Source organism: Amycolatopsis melonis (genome assembly GCF_040064235.1).
Lineage (GTDB): Bacteria > Actinomycetota > Actinomycetes > Mycobacteriales > Pseudonocardiaceae > Amycolatopsis > Amycolatopsis melonis.
Window position 1 is genome coordinate 310,325 of the sequence record NZ_JBDZYD010000003.1, and the last position, 16,768, is coordinate 327,092.

Here is a 16,768-nt window from a genome sequence, read left to right on the forward strand (position 1 = left end):
TCACCATTCCGCGAAGCCGCCGTCGTCGTGCCGCCACACCGGGGACCGCCACGCGTGCCCGAGCTCGTCCGCCCGCCGGACCGCCGCCTCGTCGACCTCGATGCCGAGGCCCGGCCCCAGCGGCCTGGCCGCGTAGCCGTCCCGGAAGGCGAAGATCGACGAATCCACGAGGTAGCTGTGCTCGCGGCCCTCGTGGTAGTGCATGCCCGCACTCTGTTCCTGGATCAGGAAGTTCGGCGTCGCGAACGCGACCTGCAGCGACGCCGCCAGGGAAATCGGCCCGAGCGGGCAGTGCGGCGCGAGCGACGCGCCGTACAGCTCGGCCAGCGCGCCGATCCGCCGCAGCTCGGAGATGCCGCCCGCGTGCGACGGATCGGGCTGGACCACCGCGACCCCCGCGTCGAGCACCGGCTTGAACTCCCAGCGCGAGTACAGCCGCTCGCCGACCGCGACCGGCACCGTGGACGCCTCGACGACCGAGCGGAGCGCGTCACCCTGGGTCTCCGGCAGCACCGGCTCCTCGACGAACATCGGCTGGACGTCCTCCAGCAGCCGGACCAGCCGCCGCGCCATCGCGGGCGAGACGCGGCCGTGGAAGTCGATCGCCAGGTCGCGGTGCGGGCCGAGGGCCTCCCGCGCCTCCCAGGCACGGGACACCGCCGCGTCCGCCTCCGCCGGGGACGCGATCGCGGGCAGCGGGCCGGCGACGTTCATCTTCACCGCGGTGAAGCCCGCCTCGACCTGCGCGGCCACGGCCTCGCGGATGCCGTGCGGGCGGTCGCCGCCGACCCAGCTGTAGACCCGCACGCGGTCGCGGACCGGACCGCCGAGCAGCTCGTGCACCGGCGCGTCGCGGACCTTCCCGGCGATGTCCCACAGCGCCTGGTCGTAGCCGGACAGCGCGCTGGACAGCACCGGGCCGCCGCGGTAGAAACCGCCGCGCCGCAACACCTGCCAGTGGTCTTCGATGCGCAGCGGGTCCTGCCCGACCAGCAGTTCGGACAGCTCGTGCACGGCCGCGCGCACGGTCTCCGCGCGGCCCTCGACCACGGGCTCGCCCCAGCCGCAGATTCCCTCGTCGGTGCCGATCTTGAGGAACAGCCAGCGCGGCGCGACCAGGAACGTTTCGACTCCGGTGATCTTCACCCGTGTCCCTCTCTACGCGGAATCCTTGGCGGCCGACCAGCCGCCGTCGACGGTCAGCTCGGCTCCGGTCACGAACGACGCCGCGGCCGAGAGCAGGAACGCGATCACGTTCGCCACCTCCTCCGGCCTGCCGAGGCGGCCGGCCGGGGTCGCCCGCGCGCTGCGTTCGCGGTCGGCCGGCGAGATGCGGGCCCAGGCCTCGGTGAGCACCGGGCCGGGCAGCACGGAGTTGACGCGCACCTCGGGGGCGTATTCGACGGCCAGCTGCCGGGCCAGCGCGACCAGCGCGCCCTTGCTCGCGGCATATGCGGGATGGCCTGGCAACCCGAAGTGGGCGTGCACCGACGAGACGAGCACGACCGCGCCGCGGCGGGCCCGCAGCGACGGCAGGCAGGCCCGGACGGCGAGGTAGGTGCCGGTCAGGTTGACGTCGAGCTGGCGCTGCCACTCGGCGCGATCGATTTCGTGCAGCGGCCCGGTGCTGGGCACGTAGGCGTTGCTGACCAGGGCGTCCACCTCGCCGATGGCCGCCCACGTCGAGTCGTCGCGGACGTCACCGCGGACCGGCACGATCCCCTCTGGCAGTTCGGCGATGTCGACGCCCAGCACGCGGTAGCCGTCGTCGAGCAGCCGCCGGGCGGTCGCCGCGCCGATTCCGGACGCCGCTCCGGTCACCACCGCTGTCCGCATCGCCTCTCCCTTCCGGGTCGCTCCAGCAGCATGACCACGGCCGCGGCCGACGTCAAGATTAACTCCTAATTTAAGATTTCAGTGGCTATGACGGCCGTTCGCCGCGCGGAACCGGCGACGTGCCAGGCTGACCGGCGGCGGGTGCGCCGCCCGGGTCGAGACGCTGTTGAGGAGCGCGCATGGCTGAGCTGGTCTTCGTCGGGTGCTACACCGGGGAAGCGGGGAACGGCACGGGAATCACGACGTTCACGCGGTCGCCGTCGGGTGAGCTGCGCGAGATCGGTTCGCTGTCGCTGGAGTCGCCGTCGTGGCTGACGCGGCATCCGTCGCTGCCGGTGCTCTACGCGGCCAACGAGACGTCCTCGGGCGCGGTGACGGCGTTGTCGATGTCTTCCTCAGGCGATTTGTCGATCCTGGGCACGGCCGAGACGGGTGGCGCGCACCCGTGCCACCTCGCGGTGACCCCCGACGGCCGGTTCCTGCTGTGCGCCAACTACACCGGCGGCAGCCTGGCGGTGTTCGCGCTGTCGCCGTCGGGCGAAGTGGGGTCGCGGACGGCGCTGGTGCAGCACACCGGCAGCGGCCCGCGCGCCGACCGCCAGGAGGCGGCGCACGTCCACATGGCCGTCCCCGGCCAGGGGATGGTCAGCGCGGTCGACCTCGGCACGGACGAGATCCGCAGCTACACGCTGACTTCCTCGGGTGCGCTGGAGCCGCTGGCGGTGTCCGCGCTGCCGCCGGGCACCGGGCCGCGGCAGCTGGTCCGGCGGCCGGGCACCGACCTCGCGTACGTCGTCGGCGAGCTGGCCGGGACGCTGCTGACGGTCCGCGAGACATCGCCGGGTGCCTTCTCGGTGGTGTCGTCGACGGCTTCGACGTTCACCGAGCCGTCCGTGCCGAACCTCGTGGCCCACCTGGAACTGAGCGATTCCCGCCTGTACGTGTCGAACCGCGGCCCGGACTGCGTGACGGAGTTCGCCCTCGACGAGACGGCCGCGGTGGCCGACCAGCCGTGCGGCGCGAACCCCCGGCACTTCGCGCTGGTGGACGGAACGTGTTACGTGGCAGCGCAGTCGGAGGACGCGATCACGGCGTTCACGCTGACCGCGTCGGGCGAGGCCGAGCTGCGTTACCACCCGACCGGCTCCCCGACATTCGTGCTGCCGGTTTCGCTGCCCTGACCGTAGGATGCGCCTCACCTGCCAGCTGAGAGGGCCCTCCATGACCGAACACCGGCCCCGCGGGCTGCACGGCCAGACCGTGGAGGCACTGGCCAGCCGGATCCTCTCCGACGAGTGGGGCGAGGGCACCGTCCTCGACTTGCCCGCCCTGCGCGAAGAACTGGACATCAGCCTGACCGCGCTGCGCGAGGCACTGAAGGTGCTGGCGGCCAAGGGCATGATCGACGCACGGCAGAAGCGCGGCACGTTCGTCCAGCCGCGCGAGAAGTGGAACATGCTCGACGCCGACGTCATGCGCTGGCAGACCGCGGCCGCCGACGACCCGGGCCTGCTCGACGAGCTGACCGAGGTCCGCGCGATCGTGGAACCGGCGGCGGCCCGCATCGCCGCCGGGCGCGCGTCGGAGGAGGACATCGAGGGACTGCGGGAGGCACTGGCCGACATGGCCGCGGCGGGCACCGACCCGGAGGCGAGCGTCCAGGCCGACCTGGCCTTCCACCGGCGGCTGATGGCCGCCACCCACAACAACTTCCTCGTAAGGGTCGAGCGGATCATCGCGATCGGCCTGGCCGAGCGCGACAAGCTGGTCCACGGCGCCCCGGCGGCGGAGGACCCGGTGCCGAGCCACCGGAAGGTGGTCGACGCGATCGTGGCGAGCGACCCGGCGGCGGCGGAGCAGGCGATGCTCGCCCTGGTCGCCCAGTCCCGCGACGACCAGGAAAAGGCCCAGCGCGCCTAGCCCGAAGCCGTGAATGGCACATTCACGGACTCCAAGTCCCTCAATGTGCCATTCACGGAACTTCGAGGGCGGCCTGCAGCATCCGGGCCGCCGCGGCGCGGGGTTCCGGGTCGACCGCGATCAGCGCGTTGACCACCGCGCCGTCCACCAGCGCCACCAGGCGTTCGAGTTCGGCGGCCGAAACCGGGGTGCCCGAGCGCGCGAAGATCTCCATCAGCAGCTCGTTGAGCTGGGCCGACAGCGTCCGCATCAGCGGCCGCAGGTACGGGCGGCGGCCGGTGGCGACCAGCCGCTCGTAGCGCAGCAGGACCGCTTCCGCGTCGGCCTCCGGGTCGCCGCTCTCCGGGCCCAGCAGCATCTCCAGCACCAGCTCGACGGTCGCCTGGACGCCGCGGTGGCGGGTCGCCAGCTCCTCCAGCCGTCGGCGGCCGGTCTCCAGCTCCAGGTTCGAGTGGTGCTCGACGGCCGCCGTGACCAGGTCTTCCAGCGAGTCGAAGTAGTACGTCGTCGAGGCGAGCGGCAGGCCGGCGCGCTCGGCGACCGCGCGGTGGCGGACCGCGTCGAACCCGCCCTCGACGAGCAGCTTCGCGGCGGCCTCGACGAGCGCGGCGCGCCGTCGCTCCCCTTTCGGGGTGGTCGCAGCGGTCATGACCGGTCATTCTGCCAACCGGCCGCCCGCGGGCTCAGAAGCGGGGCGCGAGAGCGCGCGCGAACCGCTCCACCTGGTCGGCGTACGGCGCCACGCCACCGGCGGACGGCACGCTGACCAGCACCAGCATCCCCCCGGAGGCGGTCGCCACCTGCGCGGTCACCGTGCCGGCGGGCTGGGCCTTGAACGGCACCGGGACACCGCGGGGATACGCCGCCGCGGCCACTTCACCGCCCGGCACCGGGAACCCCGCGGACCGCGACACCGTCGAACAGGCGCCGCCCGGGACGGCCTGGGCGGCGACGACGTGGCCGGGGAGCTCGCCAGCGAGGGCAATGGCGAGCTCCCCGTCCACCTGTTCGCACCCGGAGGCGCCTTCGGCCAGCCGGCCGGTCTTCCCGTCCCCGCTGTCTCCCTGCTGAGGCGGCCGGGCCGGGAAGTTCGGTGACTCCCCGTCGATCTGAGGACGCATCGAGCCGTCGCCGGGTTGCGCGGACCCGGCTTCCGACTGCGCCGACACGGCGTTGTCCTGCGCCATGGTCGACGCCGACTTGGGACTACCCCCGGAGAGCTGGACGTAAGCCCCGACGCCGGCGACGACCAGCACCGCGGCCCCCACCCCGGCGGTGAACCGGTTGCGGCGGCGCACGGTCTGGCGGCGGGATTCGCGCACGACGTCGTCCTGGGTGAACGACGGCTCGGGGGCCTCACCCGGCGCGGCGGAGAACAACGAGCGCAGCTCCTGCTCATCCATTGGTCTCCACCTCCCGTTCCAGCACCTGCCTGAGGTTCGCCAGCCCGCGGGCGGTCTGGCTCTTGACGTTGCCTTCGCTGCAGCCGAGCGCCTTCGCCGCGCCGGTCACGTCGAGTCCTTCGAAGAACCGCATGACCAGCACCGCCCGCTGCCGGGGCGGCACTTCCTTCAGCGCCGCGAGCAGGTCCTCCCTGGTCGCGACGAGGTCGTCGAGGCCGGGCGCGTCGTCGGACGGCTCGGGCAGCGTCTCGGTCTGCCATTCGCGCCGCCACGGACGCCGCGATTCGTCGATCGTCGCCCGGACGAGCGTCTTGCGGACGTACGCGTCGGTCGCCGCGCGATCCCTGATCTTCTTCCACCTCCGGTGCAGTGCCACGAACGCCGTCTGGGCGAGGTCGTCCGCGCGGTGCCAGTCGCCGCAGAGCATGTACGCGGTCCGGCGCACGGCGTCCCGCCTGGCGGCGAAGTACTCCGCGAACTCCTGCTCGTCGCGCTGGTCCACGCGCAGTCGTGCTCCGCTCTGTTGTCGTTCGCCCGGGAGGACGGAATCAGGGGCGTCCACGGTTGCACGAGCGGAGTGGGTTCGACCACTCGGTGCCTCATTGATCCCCGGGAGGAAGGTGTGATGTGATCGGCTCGTGACCTTCTCGCTGCCCCCGCTGGACTTCCGCTCCGACACCGTGACCCGGCCGGACGAGGTGATGCGGGCGGCGATGGCGTCCGCCGAGGTCGGCGACAACGTCCTCGAGCGCGACCCCACGGTGGCAGTGCTGGAGGAGCGGGCGGCGCACGTCCTGGGCATGCCTGCCGCGCTCTGGGTGCCGAGCGGGACCATGGCCAACCTGATCGCGCTCAGCCTGCACCTGCAGCGCGGCGACCGCTTCCTGGCCACGCGCGGCGCGCACGTGCTGGTCAACGAGCTGGGCTCGGCGGCGTGGCTGGCCGGCGGGATGCCGGACATCCTGGAGCACGACGGCGGCCCCGGCCGTCCCTCGCCCGACGCCCTCGCGGCCGCGATCGGACACCCCGGGCCGTACTTCACATTGCGGACGTCCCTGCTCTGCCTGGAGAACACCCACAACGCCGCGGGCGGCGCGGTGACCCCGCCCGACGAGCACGCCCAGCTGCTGTCGGTCGCGAAGGAGGCCGGCCTGACCGTGCACCTCGACGGCGCCCGGCTCTGGCAGGCCGCGGTCGCCCTCGAAGTGCCGCCCGCCGCGCTGACCGTCGGCGTCGACACCGTGTCGGCCTGCTTCAGCAAGGGCCTCGGCGCGCCGGTCGGCTCGGTCGTCGCGGGCAGCGCGGAGTTCGTCGAGCGGGCCCGCCGGATGCGGCAGATGCTCGGCGGCGGCGTCCGGCAGGGCGGTGTCCTGGCCGCGGCCTGCCTGGTCGCCCTCGACCGCATCCCCGAGCTGGCCGAGTCGCACGAGAACGCCCAGCGGCTCGCCGACGGCCTGCGCGAGCACGGCTGGCCGACGAACCGGCCGGACACCAACATCGTGCTCGCCGAGGTGCCCGACATCCCGACCGCGCTGGCCTGGCTCGACTCGCTCGGCATCCGCGCGGTGCCGATGGCGGGCAAGATCCGGTTCGTCACGCACCGCGACCTGAGCGCGGCCGACGTCGAAGAAGCACTGCGCCGCCTCAAAACCGGCTCCTGACCTGGGGGAATACCATGAACTGGATCGTGTTCGACTACGGCGACGTGCTCAGCAAGCCGAGCGCCGCCCGTCCCGAGCTGGCCGCGGTGATGGGTGCGCCGCTGCCGGAGTTCGAGAAGGCCTACTGGGACCACCGGCTCCCGTACGACGCCGGCAGCACCCCGCTGGAGTACTGGCAGGCGGTCGGCGACGCCGTGGGCGTGTCCGTCGACGAAGCGATGTCGGCCGAGCTGACCCGCATCGACGTCGAGGGCTGGGGGCACCTGGAACCGGCGTCGGAGGCGCTGCTCGAAGCCCTTTCCGAAGCGGGCGCGGCGCTGGCGCTGCTGTCGAACGCGCCGTCGGTGTTCGGCGAGTGGGTCCGCGCCCAGGACTGGGTGCGGCACTTCCGCGTGACGCTGTTCTCCGGCGACGTCCGGTGCGTCAAGCCGGACGCGAAGATCTTCCGCCTTCTGCTGGACGAGCTCGGCGCCGAACCGGCCGACTGCCTGTTCTTCGACGACCGCGCGTCCAATGTGGACGGAGCACGGGCGGTCGGGCTGAAGGCCCACGTGTGGAGCGGCGCCGAGGCCGCCCGCGCCTGGCTGGGCTGAATCTTCACCCACACCGCATGTCCGCCTACCGATCGTGAAATCGATGTCCTAGGCTGTGGACGTCCCCCACCGACTTCCCCGGTAGGTAGCCCATGGCGTTGAGCGAACAACCGTCGGCCCGTGTCGACTTCGACCGGCCGAGCATCGCTCGCGTTTCCGACGCGCTCATGGGCGGGCACGACAACTACGCGGCCGACCGCGCCCTCGTCCGGCGAATCCTGGAAATCGCGCCGGAATCCCCGGCGATGGCCAGGGAAGTGCGCCAGTGGCTCGTCCGTTCGGTCCGCTACCTGACCGAACGGCTCGGCGTCGACCAGTTCCTCCACCTGGGCTCGGGGTTCCCGACGGCGGAGAACACCCACCAGGTGGCGCAGCGGTACAACCCGGAGGCGCACGTCGTCTACGTCGTCGACGACCCGGTGGTGCAGGCGCATAGCCGGGCCGTGCTGGTCGACAACGACTTCACGCACATCTCGGGCAACGACCCGCTGCACCCTGGCGAAACCCTCGCCGACGTCGCGCGGTTCATCGACACCGGCCGCCCGGTCGGGCTCGTGCTGTGCGGGATCGTCCACCACATCACGGACCTGCAGGAAGCGCAGCTCGTGGTGAAGTCGTACGTCGAGGCGATGGCGCCGGGCTCGTACCTGATCCTGCTGCACCACCACAACCCGGCCGACGGCTCGGACGCGGACGGCGTCGCGGCCTCGCTGCAGCGGCTGTACGCCGGTGCCGCGCTCGACACGCTCTACCGCACGCGCACCGAGATCGAATCCTTCTTCGACGGCCTCGAGCTGCTGGAACCCGGGCTGACGGCCCCCCATCTGTGGTGGCCGGACGGACCGCGCCTGGCGCCGCTGACGCCGGTCAACTGGACGGCACTGTGCGGCGTGGCGCGGATCCCCTGAAACGTCAGTAGCGGTTGATGCGCTTGTAGTCCTTCTTGCCGCTGAGGGCCTTGTAGCCCGCCGCGCCCAGGAACGCGATCCCGCCGATGACGGCGATCCACAGGACGGCCTTGAACACGAAGCCGATCACGGCACCCAGCACCATGAACGCCACCCAGGCGACGAGCAGGCCGCCGACGATCTTCCAGAACATGGCTCCTCCGTTTCCCGTGGCCCCACCGGCCCGGTGACTCCCAATGTGCCACCCGCGGCGGTGAAACTCCCCTCGTCGGGCCAACGTTCAGGGATGAATCAGGGTTCCCCCTGGCCGAGCCAGGCCCCGAGGCGGCGGACCCCTTCGTCGATGTCGCCGGCGCTGCCGGCGAAGGAGAACCGCACGTACTTGCCGCCGTCGACGGGGTCGAAGTCCACGCCGGGCGTGATGGCCAGCCCGGTTTCGGCGAGCAGCCGCTGACACCAGCTCAGGCTGTCGTCGGTGTAGGCGCTGACGTCGGCATAGGCGTAGAACGCCCCGTCCGCGGGCGCGAGCTTGTCGAGCCCGATGCGCTTCAGCCCGGCGAAGAGCCGGTCGCGGTTGGCGCGGTACCGCTCGACGTGCGCGTCGGCCTCGGCGTAGGCCTCCGGCGTGAAGGCGGCCAGGGCGGCGTACTGCGAAACGGCCGGCGGGCAGATGGTGAAGTTTCCGGTCAGGACGTCGACGGCGCGGTGCAGCCGCTGCGGCACGAGCATCCAGCCGAGCCGCCAGCCGGTCATCGCGAAGTACTTCGAGAAGCTCCCGAGCACGATCGGCTCGTGCCCGTACTGCCACGCGCAGTCGAGTCCGGCGCCGTACGAGATGCCGTGGTAGATCTCGTCGCTGATCAGCTGGACCCCGTGCGAGGAGCACCAGCCGGCAATCGCGGCCAGCTCCCCCGGCGGCAGCACGGTCCCGGTGGGATTGCTGGGGCTGGCGACGATCAGGCCGTCGACGGGGCCGAGCCGGTCGAGCAGCTCGACGGTGGGCTGGAAGTTCGTCTCGGCGGTGGTGGCGAACTCGACGACCTCGCAGCCGAGCACGGACAGCAGGTTCCGGTAGGCCGGATAGCCGGGCCGGGCCATGGCGACCCTGGCACCGGGATCGAAGGCGCTGAGGAAGGCGAGCAGGAAGCCACCGGAGGACCCGGTGGTCACGATGACGTCGTGCGCCTGGACGTCGACGTCGTACCGCCGCCGGTAGTGCCCGGCCACGGCTTCCCGCAGTTCGGGAAGGCCGAGCTGCTCGGTGTAGCCGAGGGTGTGGTTCCGCAGCGCTTCCTGAGCGGCATCGAGCACGGGCTTCGGCGCGGGCGCGGACGGCTGCCCGGCAGCGAGCGACACGAGATCACCATGACTGCGCTGCCGGGCACCAGCCGCGGAAAGAACCTCCATGACGTGAAAGGGCGGCACACCGGCCCGCAGCGCAGGATCGACCATGCGGCCAGGCTAACGCTGCGCACCGGACGCGCCGGGATCAGTAGCCGCGGTAGGCACCCCCATGGGCCATGGCCTTGATGCCCGGCACGTTGTCGAGGCTGCCGTACCGGTCGAAGGAGTACCGCACGCCCGCGATGATGTTGTCGACCGGGTTGTAGATGTTGTCGTGACCGGGCAGCTTGTGGGCGTTGAACGTCGAGTCGATGCACTGCATGAGCCCCTTGGACGGGTGCCCGGCGGCGGCATTGGAATTGCCGGTCAGGAAGAGGTGGTCGCCCTCCCGGGCCGTCCACGTGCCCAGTTCCGTCGTCACGCACCACACGTCCCCGCGGCCGGCGGCTTCCTTGTGCAGGAAGGCGCCGGTGACGATCGGGTTGTTCAGGTGCACGGAGAACTCCTGGCGCCAGGTCTCCGGCTGGTTCGCCCGGTGCACCGGGAGCACCCGGGGCCGCGCTCCGGACAGGTAGCCGGCGAGCGCGATCGCGTCGAGGACGGCACCGGGAGCCTGGTAGACGACCACCTGCGGTCGCGAGTAGCCGGGTCGCAGGTAGCGGCTGCCCTCGGCGTCGACGATCGCTTCGAGCCACGCCGCACGCTGTCCGGTGGACATCGCCAGCACCTGTTCGACGGCGTCGGACTTGGGATTTCCGGCCCGCGCCAGCAGGTCCTTGGCGTAGTCGTGGTCCAGCCGGAACTGGTGCCGGGGACCGCACCCACCGCGGTCGTCGACGTACAGCGCATGCGGCACGCCGTCGAGAAGCCGACGGAGTTTCGCCACCATTTCCGGCTTGGACTGCGCGATCGACACGGTCGGACGGTGCTGCCGGGTCTCGATGTGACCGTCCCCGGCGATCCACCCGAGAATGGCGGCCTCCGCCACGCTGATGTCCAGCGACGATTCGGTCGCGGCAGGTGCCGCCAGCAGAATCCGGTCGCGTGAGCGGACGTCCTGGGTGGTGACGAAGCCGGGCTCGGTCTCGTACCGGTTTTCCTGCTTCGCCGAGACAAAGCCGTGCTTCTTGCGCCGGTGCACCGCGACGCCGGTTTCCGGCTGCCGCGCCGCCCGGGGCTCCCAGCCGCATTCCGGGCAGACGGACGGCAGGCCGGTGCGCCGGACGTTGACCCGGGGCAGGTTGAGCCAGCGGTGGTTGGGCGTCGTGGTCGCCTGCCACCGGGAGTTGACCATGCGGACCAGCTCGGCGTCTTCGTGGTGGACGACCCGGGTGATCCGGGTCCACTCGCTGCGCCCGGTGGCCGGGTTGAACCCGATCGTCTCGTCGCCGACCTCGACGGCGTCGTGCTTGAGCAGACCGCGCCTGGTCACGATCTGCGTGTCCAGCGGCACGCAGTCCCAGTTGTTGATGGCGTTTGGATTTCCGCCGGATTCGTGCTGGATGATCGCCCAGATTTTCGGAATGTCGGCTTCGGTCACCGGAACGCCCGCGGCCTGCAGGGCCTTGAGCGCTTCCTGGATCCACTGCTGGACGTTCCCCGGCGGCGGCGAGGAGGGCGGGCCGCCGCTGGGGCCGAGGCCACCGCCGCCGCCTCCACCTCCGCCGCCTCCGCCGCCGCCGTGGTGGGAGGAGCCGTTGCTGTGGATGCCGCCGGTGCTCTTCGGTGCCGAGCCGGCGCTGCTCGGCAGCGGGACCTGGTCGTAGCCACCCTCGATCTGCTGGGACATCAGCTTCTGGGAGGCCTTGATCGCGGTGTCGGCCTGGGCCTGCAGGCCCGCCACGTCACTGTCGAAACCGGCGGTGATGTTGTGGATGTCCGTCTTCGCCGTGGCGAGGATTTCCGCGGAACTCGGGCTCGGTTTCGGCTTGTCCGGATGCTCCGCCGCTTCGGCTTCGGCTTTCTTCGCCTTGTTGATGTCGGCTTCGGCCTTGTCGTTGCGGGCGTTGACGGCCTTTTCCGCGGCGTCCAGTTTGTCCTGGACGTTCTTCTTGATCTGCGCGAGGCTCGCCTGCAGGTTGTCGAGGTCCTTCGCGACGTCCTCGAGGTGGCTCTGCACCTTGTCGCCGGCGTCGCGCACCTTCCGGACGTACTTGAAGAATTCGTCCGCGGCCGGGCCTGCCCACACGGTGCCGTTGAGGGCCTCGGTCGTGTTCCGCAGCGCCGCATTGTGGTCGCCGGCGTTCTTGCCCGCCTCGCGGAACTGCGTTGCCGCGTCCGTGATGACCTGGAGATTGACCTTTTCGACCTGGTTGACCTTCGCCATGAAGGCGTCCCAGTTGTCCGGGTTCCCCGCGCCATGCCCGTTCAATGCCACTGCCGTGCCCCCTGCTCAGTTCACTTGTCGACGTGCAGCTTGAGGTCGCTCGCCCCGACCTGGTCGGTCTCGGCGATCAGGCCCGCCGCCTTGCGCATGGCGAAGCCCAGCGCCTCCATGTGCCTACCCGCGGCGTCGAACTGGCTGTGCACGCCGTCCTTGAACTTGCCGACCGCGCCGTGCGCGTCGCCCGTCTGGTCCATGCCACCGAAGGGGCTCTCCTTCTCGTGGTCCATGCCGGTGACCTTCTGCTTGGACTTCTCGAACTCGTCCTTCAGCTTCTCCACCTGGCGGGCCGCGATGGCCATCGAGTCCGGGTCGTAGACAGGCACGGTTCGTCATCCCCTTCGGAAACTTGTCTCCGCCCGATCGGACGTCGCCATGACCAGGACGGTTCCCGCGCTCACTTTATGACTTCACGCGGGTCGTGCGTACGGATCTCCGGCAAACTCCACCCCAGCGGGCACCGGACACGCTTTGTAGCATGTCCGGCGGGGAGGAACGCCGATCATGAAACCGCTGAACCCGGACGAACCACGCCAGGTCGGGCGTTATCGGCTGGTCGCCGCGCTGGGGGAAGGCGGGATGGGCCGGGTGCTGCTCGGGGTGTCGCCGGACGGCAGGCTCGTGGCCGTCAAGCAGGTCCATCCCGGCTTCGCGCACGATGACGGGTTCCGGTCGCGGTTCCGCCGGGAAGTGCAGATCTCCCGGATGGTCTCCGGTGCCTACACCGCGGCGGTCATGGACGCCGATCCGGACGCGCCGACGCCGTGGCTGGCGTCGGTGTTCGTGGCCGGGCCGTCGCTGAAGGAGGCCGTCGAAGCGGCGGGCCCGCTGCCGCCCGCGGCCGTGCGGGTGCTGGCCGTCGGGCTGGCGTCGGCGCTCAGCGACATCCACCGGGCCGGGCTGATCCACCGCGACCTCAAGCCGAGCAACGTCCTGCTCACCGACGACGGCGCCCGCGTGATCGACTTCGGGATCGCCCGCGCCGCCGAGGGCGACTCGGAGCTGACGCACACCGGCTCGATCATCGGCTCGCCCGGCTTCATGTCGCCGGAGCAGGCCGACGGCCGCCCCCTCACCCCGGCGAGCGACGTCTTCTCCCTGGGCGGGCTGCTGGCCATGGCCGCCACGGGCCGCGCGCCCTTCGGCGGCGGATCGACCCCGCAGGTGCTCTACAACGTCGTCCACAGCCGCCCCGACCTCGGTGCGCTGCCGCCGGAGCTGCGCCGGCTGATCGAGCCGTGCCTGGCGAAGGACCCGGCACAACGGCCGACACCGGCGCAGATCCTGGACTTCCTGGGACCGGTCCAGCCCGGGGTGACGCCGTGGCCACCGGCCGTCCACGCGCTGATCGGGACCCAGAAAGCGCAGGTCAGCCAGGCTCTGGCACTCCCGGTTCCCGGCAGGAAACGGCGACGGTGGCCGCTCGTGGCCGCCGCGGTCGTCGCCGTGGTGGCCGTCGCCGGGGCGACCGTGGCTGTGGTGGCGGCGAACAGCGGCCGGAAGACCGCCGGGTCCGCTCCGGTCACGGCGACGACCTCACCGAAGCCCGAGCCCTTCAGCCTGGCCGATCTGCGGCAGATCGACCCCTGCAAGCTGCTGCCGCCGGACTCGATGCCGGGCACCGGCCGGGTGCGGCCCGCCGACCGCCGGGCGGGCCTGCTGGACCAGTGCTCCCTGTCGTTCGACGAGACGGCGGACAAGACGCGCAGCACCACCATCGACCTCAGCCTCTTCAACCCCGTCTCCCTGGACGGCGTCACGCCCATCCGCCTCGACGGGCACGACGTGTACTTCAAGAAGCACGACAGTTCCTGCGATGCCGCGGTGAAGATCACGGCTTCCCCGAACAACGCGGTCACCGCCTCGGCCCAGCGCAAGTCCGGCGACGCGTGCGCGGCGCCGCGCGAAGCGATTTCGGTGATCCTCAAGGAGATCTCGGACGGAACCGCCGAACGCTTCCCGGCCGCGGCAGGCTCGGCGATCTCCGTCGACCTGTGCCAGGACCTGCAGAGCCCGGTGGACAAGCCCGCCGACGACGTGAAGACGCTGCTGCACCAGTGCCAGTGGTACTTCGAAGGGATCGGCTCGTACGTCCTGTCCCTGACCGGCGGCACGAACAAGGACCTCAGCCTCGACGGGCAGCGCGCGGTCGACGTCGCGGGCACGAAGGCCTACGAACAGCTCGACACCGGCGAGAACAAGATCGACCGCTGCACGATCACGTGGACGCACCGGCAGGTCGACGCCTACTACACCGAGGAGTTCAGCCTCGTCTTCACGCCCGACCCGGAGCCGCCGCAGCCGACGGGGATCTGCCCGGCCGCCGAGGCGTACGCGCGCACGGTGCTGTCCCAGCTGCCGCCGGTGAAGTAGGTCAGGCCTCCGCCATCAGTTCGCGGATCCTGGTGGCCAGCAACGCGTTGTCCGCCGGGGTGACCGTGGCCCATTCGCGGCCTTCGCGGTCCTCCGCCACCTGGAACAGGTAGCGGCCCGCGTCCGTGTCGAAGAACGCCACCACCCGGCCCGCGCGGTGGATCACGCCGTCGCGGGAAGTGCGTTCCGCGCCGAACTGGCCGCGGGCTTCCTGGCCCAGCAGCATTCCTGACAGCTCCTGGGCCTGGAACAACGCCACTCCACGGTCCTCCAGGGCCGTGACCAGCGCTTTTGCGTCGCCCTTCGCGGCCGCGTCCGCCGCGCGCAGGACGTCGTACGGGATGCTCACCGTCTGGCCGATGCCCGGGCCCAGCTCGCCCGCCACCGAGACCGCCGCTTCCGGGAGGGCGTCCTCGGTGGCCGGGATCAGCCACACCTCGCCGTTGTCCACCACCGCCAGCACCGCCTGGCCGCGCAGGCTCACCGCGCGGCCGCGGATTTCGCGGTCCGCCCACACCCACACGTCCACGCCGAACCGGGGGCGGGCCAGCAGGTGCAGCAGGTCGGCCACTTCGCCGGACACCCGGCGGTTGCGGGCCAGGCGCCGCTCGCTCAGCGACGCCCACGCCGCGTCCACCAGCTCCTGCCGCTCGCTGCGGGTGGTTCCTTCGCTCGGCACGTCCAGCGACACGTGCCGCCGGGGCAGCTCGAACGACTCCCAGAGCACGTCGAACTCGCGCGCGGACAGGACCAGCGACACGGTCAGCGCCCGTCCCCGTGGTCACCGAGGACGTCCGGCGACACCATCCGCTGGTCGGCGAACAGGTCCTGGTCGTCGACGCCGTAGCGGCGGACGTGCTCGGCGTCGTCGTCGCGCGGTGCCGCCTCCGACAGGAACTTCGCCTCGCCCGGCTGCTGCTTCGGGCTGATCTGCTCCGACTTGCGCAGCGCGACGGCCTCCTCCTCGGGCAGCTCGCCGACCGGCAGCGGCCGCACCGGGCCCTTCGGCTGGCTCCTCTCCCGCCGCTGGCGCTCGCGGTCGCCGCTCAGCGCGCCGCCTGCCGCGCCCGCGCCGACGGCCGCCGCGCCCGCGCCCAGCTCGCCCGGGGACACGCCCGGCTTCACCGCGAACCCGCGTTCGGCCGTGAACTGGCCGGGCGGCAACGGCGGCTGCGGGGCCGCGCCGACCGTACGGCCCTTGGCGAGCAGGCCGTCCGGACCGCGGCCGGGCGAGCTGTCGATGCCGGTGGCCCCGCCGGACGCGCTCCCGCCACCGCCGAGCGACTTGATCGGCGCCGTCGCCGGGGAGGACCCGGGCGGCGTCGAGCCGGGCGGCAGCGCGCCGGGTGCGCCCGGCGGCACGAACGGCTCGCCGGTGCCCCCGGTCACCGGGCCGGGCGGGAAGCGGCCGGGCTCGTGGGACGCGCCCCGCCCGGGGGTGTTGGTGTTGACCCAGCCGGGGCCGGGGTTGGCCGTCGGCGGCTTCACGCTCGACGGCGTCGTCGACGAACTCGGCGTCGTGTGCTGGACCGGCGCCACCCCCGACGAGCCGGTCTGCCGCGGCGGCCGGGAGTGCTGCTGCGGCGCGGCGGCGACGCCGTAGGCCGAGGTCGGCGGGTCCGCGCACACCTGGTGCGACACCGGCTGCACCGCGGGCGGCTCGACGCGCACCGAGCGGACCCTGTCCGAGGCCGGTTTCACGCCGCCGTCCGGGGTCACCGCGACCGCGGAGCCGGCGACGTCGAGCACGCCCGGCTTGACGCCCGGGGTCGTCAGCTTCAGCGATTCGGGGTCCGACAGCGACTGCGTCGACAGCAGGTTGGCGCCGCTCTGCTGCGCGTATTCGTTCAGCGCCTGCTGGGCCTGTGCCTTGGCGTCGTTCGCGGCCTCGACCTGGCGCGCGTGGTCGGTCTCGAAGCCGATCAGGCTGAGCATCAGCCCGTCGGTGAGGGTGTAGCCGCCCGCGCCCTTCCGGACCGTTTCGGCGTCCGGCAGCTTGTACTTGGTCCGGTTGAAGGCCTCGCCCTGCTCGAACACCATCGTCGCGGCGTGCACGATCTTCGTCATGGCGTCCTGCGAGAACCCGGCCTGCTCGGTGAACACCTGGCCCGCGGCGCCGCCTGCCTGGCTCTGCCACTCGACGCCGAGCTTCTGCAGCTGCTCGCGCAGGGTCTGGTCGGTGTGGGAGAGCGCGGTCGCGACGGCTTTCAGCGCGTCGACGGCGGTGCCGATGCTGCCGGTGCCCTCGCCGTTGACCATCCGCGTGATCTGGTCGGCGATCGCGGTGTTGGTCCAGCCGTCGAACCGGTGGTTCTGGATCCCGGCGGCGAACTCGGAGAATTCCACG

The 16,768-nt window shown here is 71.8% G+C and carries 16 protein-coding genes and 2 pseudogenes; 6 read left to right on the forward strand and 12 right to left on the reverse strand.

Going from position 1 to position 16,768, the window contains the following annotated elements:
- Positions 1-1,146: a galactonate dehydratase gene (gene dgoD / locus ABJI51_RS09390; RefSeq protein ID WP_348949226.1), complete on the reverse strand. Its 1,146-nt coding sequence runs from the start codon at positions 1,144-1,146 to the stop codon at positions 1-3.
- Positions 1,147-1,158: 12 nt separating this feature from the next.
- Positions 1,159-1,836, reverse strand: coding sequence for an SDR family NAD(P)-dependent oxidoreductase (locus tag ABJI51_RS09395; RefSeq protein WP_348949228.1), 678 nt, complete (start codon positions 1,834-1,836; stop codon positions 1,159-1,161).
- 179 nt (positions 1,837-2,015) lie between these two features.
- Between ABJI51_RS09395 and ABJI51_RS09400 the strand changes: the two genes are divergently transcribed.
- Both ABJI51_RS09400 and ABJI51_RS09405 read left to right on the forward strand, forming a co-directional pair.
- Positions 2,016-3,017, forward strand: a complete 1,002-nt coding sequence (locus tag ABJI51_RS09400; protein ID WP_348949230.1) for a lactonase family protein — start codon at positions 2,016-2,018, stop codon at positions 3,015-3,017.
- Between the two features lie 40 nt (positions 3,018-3,057).
- On the forward strand, positions 3,058-3,756 hold the full coding sequence (locus ABJI51_RS09405) for a FadR/GntR family transcriptional regulator (protein WP_348949232.1): 699 nt from the start codon (positions 3,058-3,060) through the stop codon (positions 3,754-3,756).
- A gap of 52 nt (positions 3,757-3,808) precedes the next feature.
- On the opposite strand, the gene ABJI51_RS09410 is transcribed toward ABJI51_RS09405, so the two are convergent.
- From ABJI51_RS09410 to ABJI51_RS09420, 3 genes are read right to left on the reverse strand one after another with little or no spacing between them, the layout of a single operon-like run.
- Positions 3,809-4,405, reverse strand: a complete 597-nt coding sequence (locus ABJI51_RS09410; protein ID WP_348949234.1) for a TetR/AcrR family transcriptional regulator — start codon at positions 4,403-4,405, stop codon at positions 3,809-3,811.
- Positions 4,406-4,439: 34 nt separating this feature from the next.
- Positions 4,440-5,159 (reverse strand): hypothetical protein, encoded by a 720-nt coding sequence (locus ABJI51_RS09415; protein WP_348949236.1) that lies wholly within the window; start codon positions 5,157-5,159, stop codon positions 4,440-4,442.
- Positions 5,152-5,661 carry a SigE family RNA polymerase sigma factor gene (locus ABJI51_RS09420; protein WP_348949238.1) on the reverse strand — a complete coding sequence of 170 codons (510 nt, stop codon included), beginning with the start codon at positions 5,659-5,661 and terminating at the stop codon, positions 5,152-5,154. The genes ABJI51_RS09415 and ABJI51_RS09420 overlap by 8 nt, the downstream gene beginning before the upstream one ends.
- Before the next feature lie 136 nt (positions 5,662-5,797).
- Between ABJI51_RS09420 and ABJI51_RS09425 the strand changes: the two genes are divergently transcribed.
- The 3 genes from ABJI51_RS09425 (at position 5,798) to ABJI51_RS09435 (ending at position 8,321) form a co-directional block, all read left to right on the forward strand.
- Positions 5,798-6,820 carry a threonine aldolase family protein gene (locus ABJI51_RS09425; protein WP_348949240.1) on the forward strand — a complete coding sequence of 341 codons (1,023 nt, stop codon included), beginning with the start codon at positions 5,798-5,800 and terminating at the stop codon, positions 6,818-6,820.
- Between the two features lie 14 nt (positions 6,821-6,834).
- Positions 6,835-7,413 (forward strand): HAD family hydrolase, encoded by a 579-nt coding sequence (locus tag ABJI51_RS09430; protein ID WP_348949242.1) that lies wholly within the window; start codon positions 6,835-6,837, stop codon positions 7,411-7,413.
- Positions 7,414-7,505: 92 nt separating this feature from the next.
- Positions 7,506-8,321, forward strand: coding sequence for an SAM-dependent methyltransferase (locus tag ABJI51_RS09435; protein WP_348949244.1), 816 nt, complete (start codon positions 7,506-7,508; stop codon positions 8,319-8,321).
- A gap of 4 nt (positions 8,322-8,325) precedes the next feature.
- Here the strand turns inward: ABJI51_RS09435 and ABJI51_RS09440 are convergent, their stop codons facing one another.
- From ABJI51_RS09440 to ABJI51_RS09460, 5 genes and pseudogenes are all read right to left on the reverse strand, one after another.
- On the reverse strand, positions 8,326-8,514 hold the full coding sequence (locus ABJI51_RS09440) for a hypothetical protein (RefSeq protein WP_348949246.1): 189 nt from the start codon (positions 8,512-8,514) through the stop codon (positions 8,326-8,328).
- Between the two features lie 98 nt (positions 8,515-8,612).
- Positions 8,613-9,773 carry a pyridoxal phosphate-dependent aminotransferase gene (locus ABJI51_RS09445; protein ID WP_348949248.1) on the reverse strand — a complete coding sequence of 387 codons (1,161 nt, stop codon included), beginning with the start codon at positions 9,771-9,773 and terminating at the stop codon, positions 8,613-8,615.
- A gap of 37 nt (positions 9,774-9,810) precedes the next feature.
- A pseudogene (locus ABJI51_RS09450) lies at positions 9,811-10,026 on the reverse strand (transglycosylase SLT domain-containing protein); the annotation flags it as partial.
- Positions 10,027-11,733: 1,707 nt separating this feature from the next.
- Positions 11,734-11,991, reverse strand: a pseudogene (locus ABJI51_RS09455) (WXG100 family type VII secretion target); the annotation flags it as partial.
- A gap of 71 nt (positions 11,992-12,062) precedes the next feature.
- A complete protein-coding gene (locus ABJI51_RS09460; RefSeq protein WP_348949250.1) occupies positions 12,063-12,374 on the reverse strand; it encodes a hypothetical protein in 312 nt (103 codons plus the stop codon).
- Between the two features lie 178 nt (positions 12,375-12,552).
- Between ABJI51_RS09460 and ABJI51_RS09465 the strand changes: the two genes are divergently transcribed.
- Positions 12,553-14,421, forward strand: coding sequence for a serine/threonine-protein kinase (locus ABJI51_RS09465; RefSeq protein WP_348949252.1), 1,869 nt, complete (start codon positions 12,553-12,555; stop codon positions 14,419-14,421).
- A 1-nt stretch (position 14,422) separates the two neighbouring features.
- Here the strand turns inward: ABJI51_RS09465 and ABJI51_RS09470 are convergent, their stop codons facing one another.
- A complete protein-coding gene (locus tag ABJI51_RS09470; RefSeq protein WP_348949254.1) occupies positions 14,423-15,181 on the reverse strand; it encodes an ESX secretion-associated protein EspG in 759 nt (252 codons plus the stop codon).
- 2 nt (positions 15,182-15,183) lie between these two features.
- Positions 15,184-16,767 carry a hypothetical protein gene (locus ABJI51_RS09475; protein ID WP_348949256.1) on the reverse strand — a complete coding sequence of 528 codons (1,584 nt, stop codon included), beginning with the start codon at positions 16,765-16,767 and terminating at the stop codon, positions 15,184-15,186.
- Position 16,768: the final 1 nt, after the last annotated feature.

Excerpts from the sequence above, each read along its gene's own strand:
- ABJI51_RS09395 (WP_348949228.1), bottom strand. The coding sequence starts at position 1,836 with ATGCGGACAGCGGTGGTGACCGGAGCGGCGTCCGGAATCGGCGCGGCG.
- ABJI51_RS09400 (WP_348949230.1), top strand. The coding sequence starts at position 2,016 with ATGGCTGAGCTGGTCTTCGTCGGGTGCTACACCGGGGAAGCGGGGAAC.
- ABJI51_RS09405 (WP_348949232.1), top strand. The coding sequence starts at position 3,058 with ATGACCGAACACCGGCCCCGCGGGCTGCACGGCCAGACCGTGGAGGCA.
- ABJI51_RS09410 (WP_348949234.1), bottom strand. The coding sequence starts at position 4,405 with ATGACCGCTGCGACCACCCCGAAAGGGGAGCGACGGCGCGCCGCGCTC.
- ABJI51_RS09415 (WP_348949236.1), bottom strand. The coding sequence starts at position 5,159 with ATGGATGAGCAGGAGCTGCGCTCGTTGTTCTCCGCCGCGCCGGGTGAG.
- ABJI51_RS09430 (WP_348949242.1), top strand. The coding sequence starts at position 6,835 with ATGAACTGGATCGTGTTCGACTACGGCGACGTGCTCAGCAAGCCGAGC.
- ABJI51_RS09435 (WP_348949244.1), top strand. The coding sequence starts at position 7,506 with ATGGCGTTGAGCGAACAACCGTCGGCCCGTGTCGACTTCGACCGGCCG.
- ABJI51_RS09440 (WP_348949246.1), bottom strand. The coding sequence starts at position 8,514 with ATGTTCTGGAAGATCGTCGGCGGCCTGCTCGTCGCCTGGGTGGCGTTC.
- ABJI51_RS09445 (WP_348949248.1), bottom strand. The coding sequence starts at position 9,773 with ATGGTCGATCCTGCGCTGCGGGCCGGTGTGCCGCCCTTTCACGTCATG.
- ABJI51_RS09465 (WP_348949252.1), top strand. The coding sequence starts at position 12,553 with ATGAAACCGCTGAACCCGGACGAACCACGCCAGGTCGGGCGTTATCGG.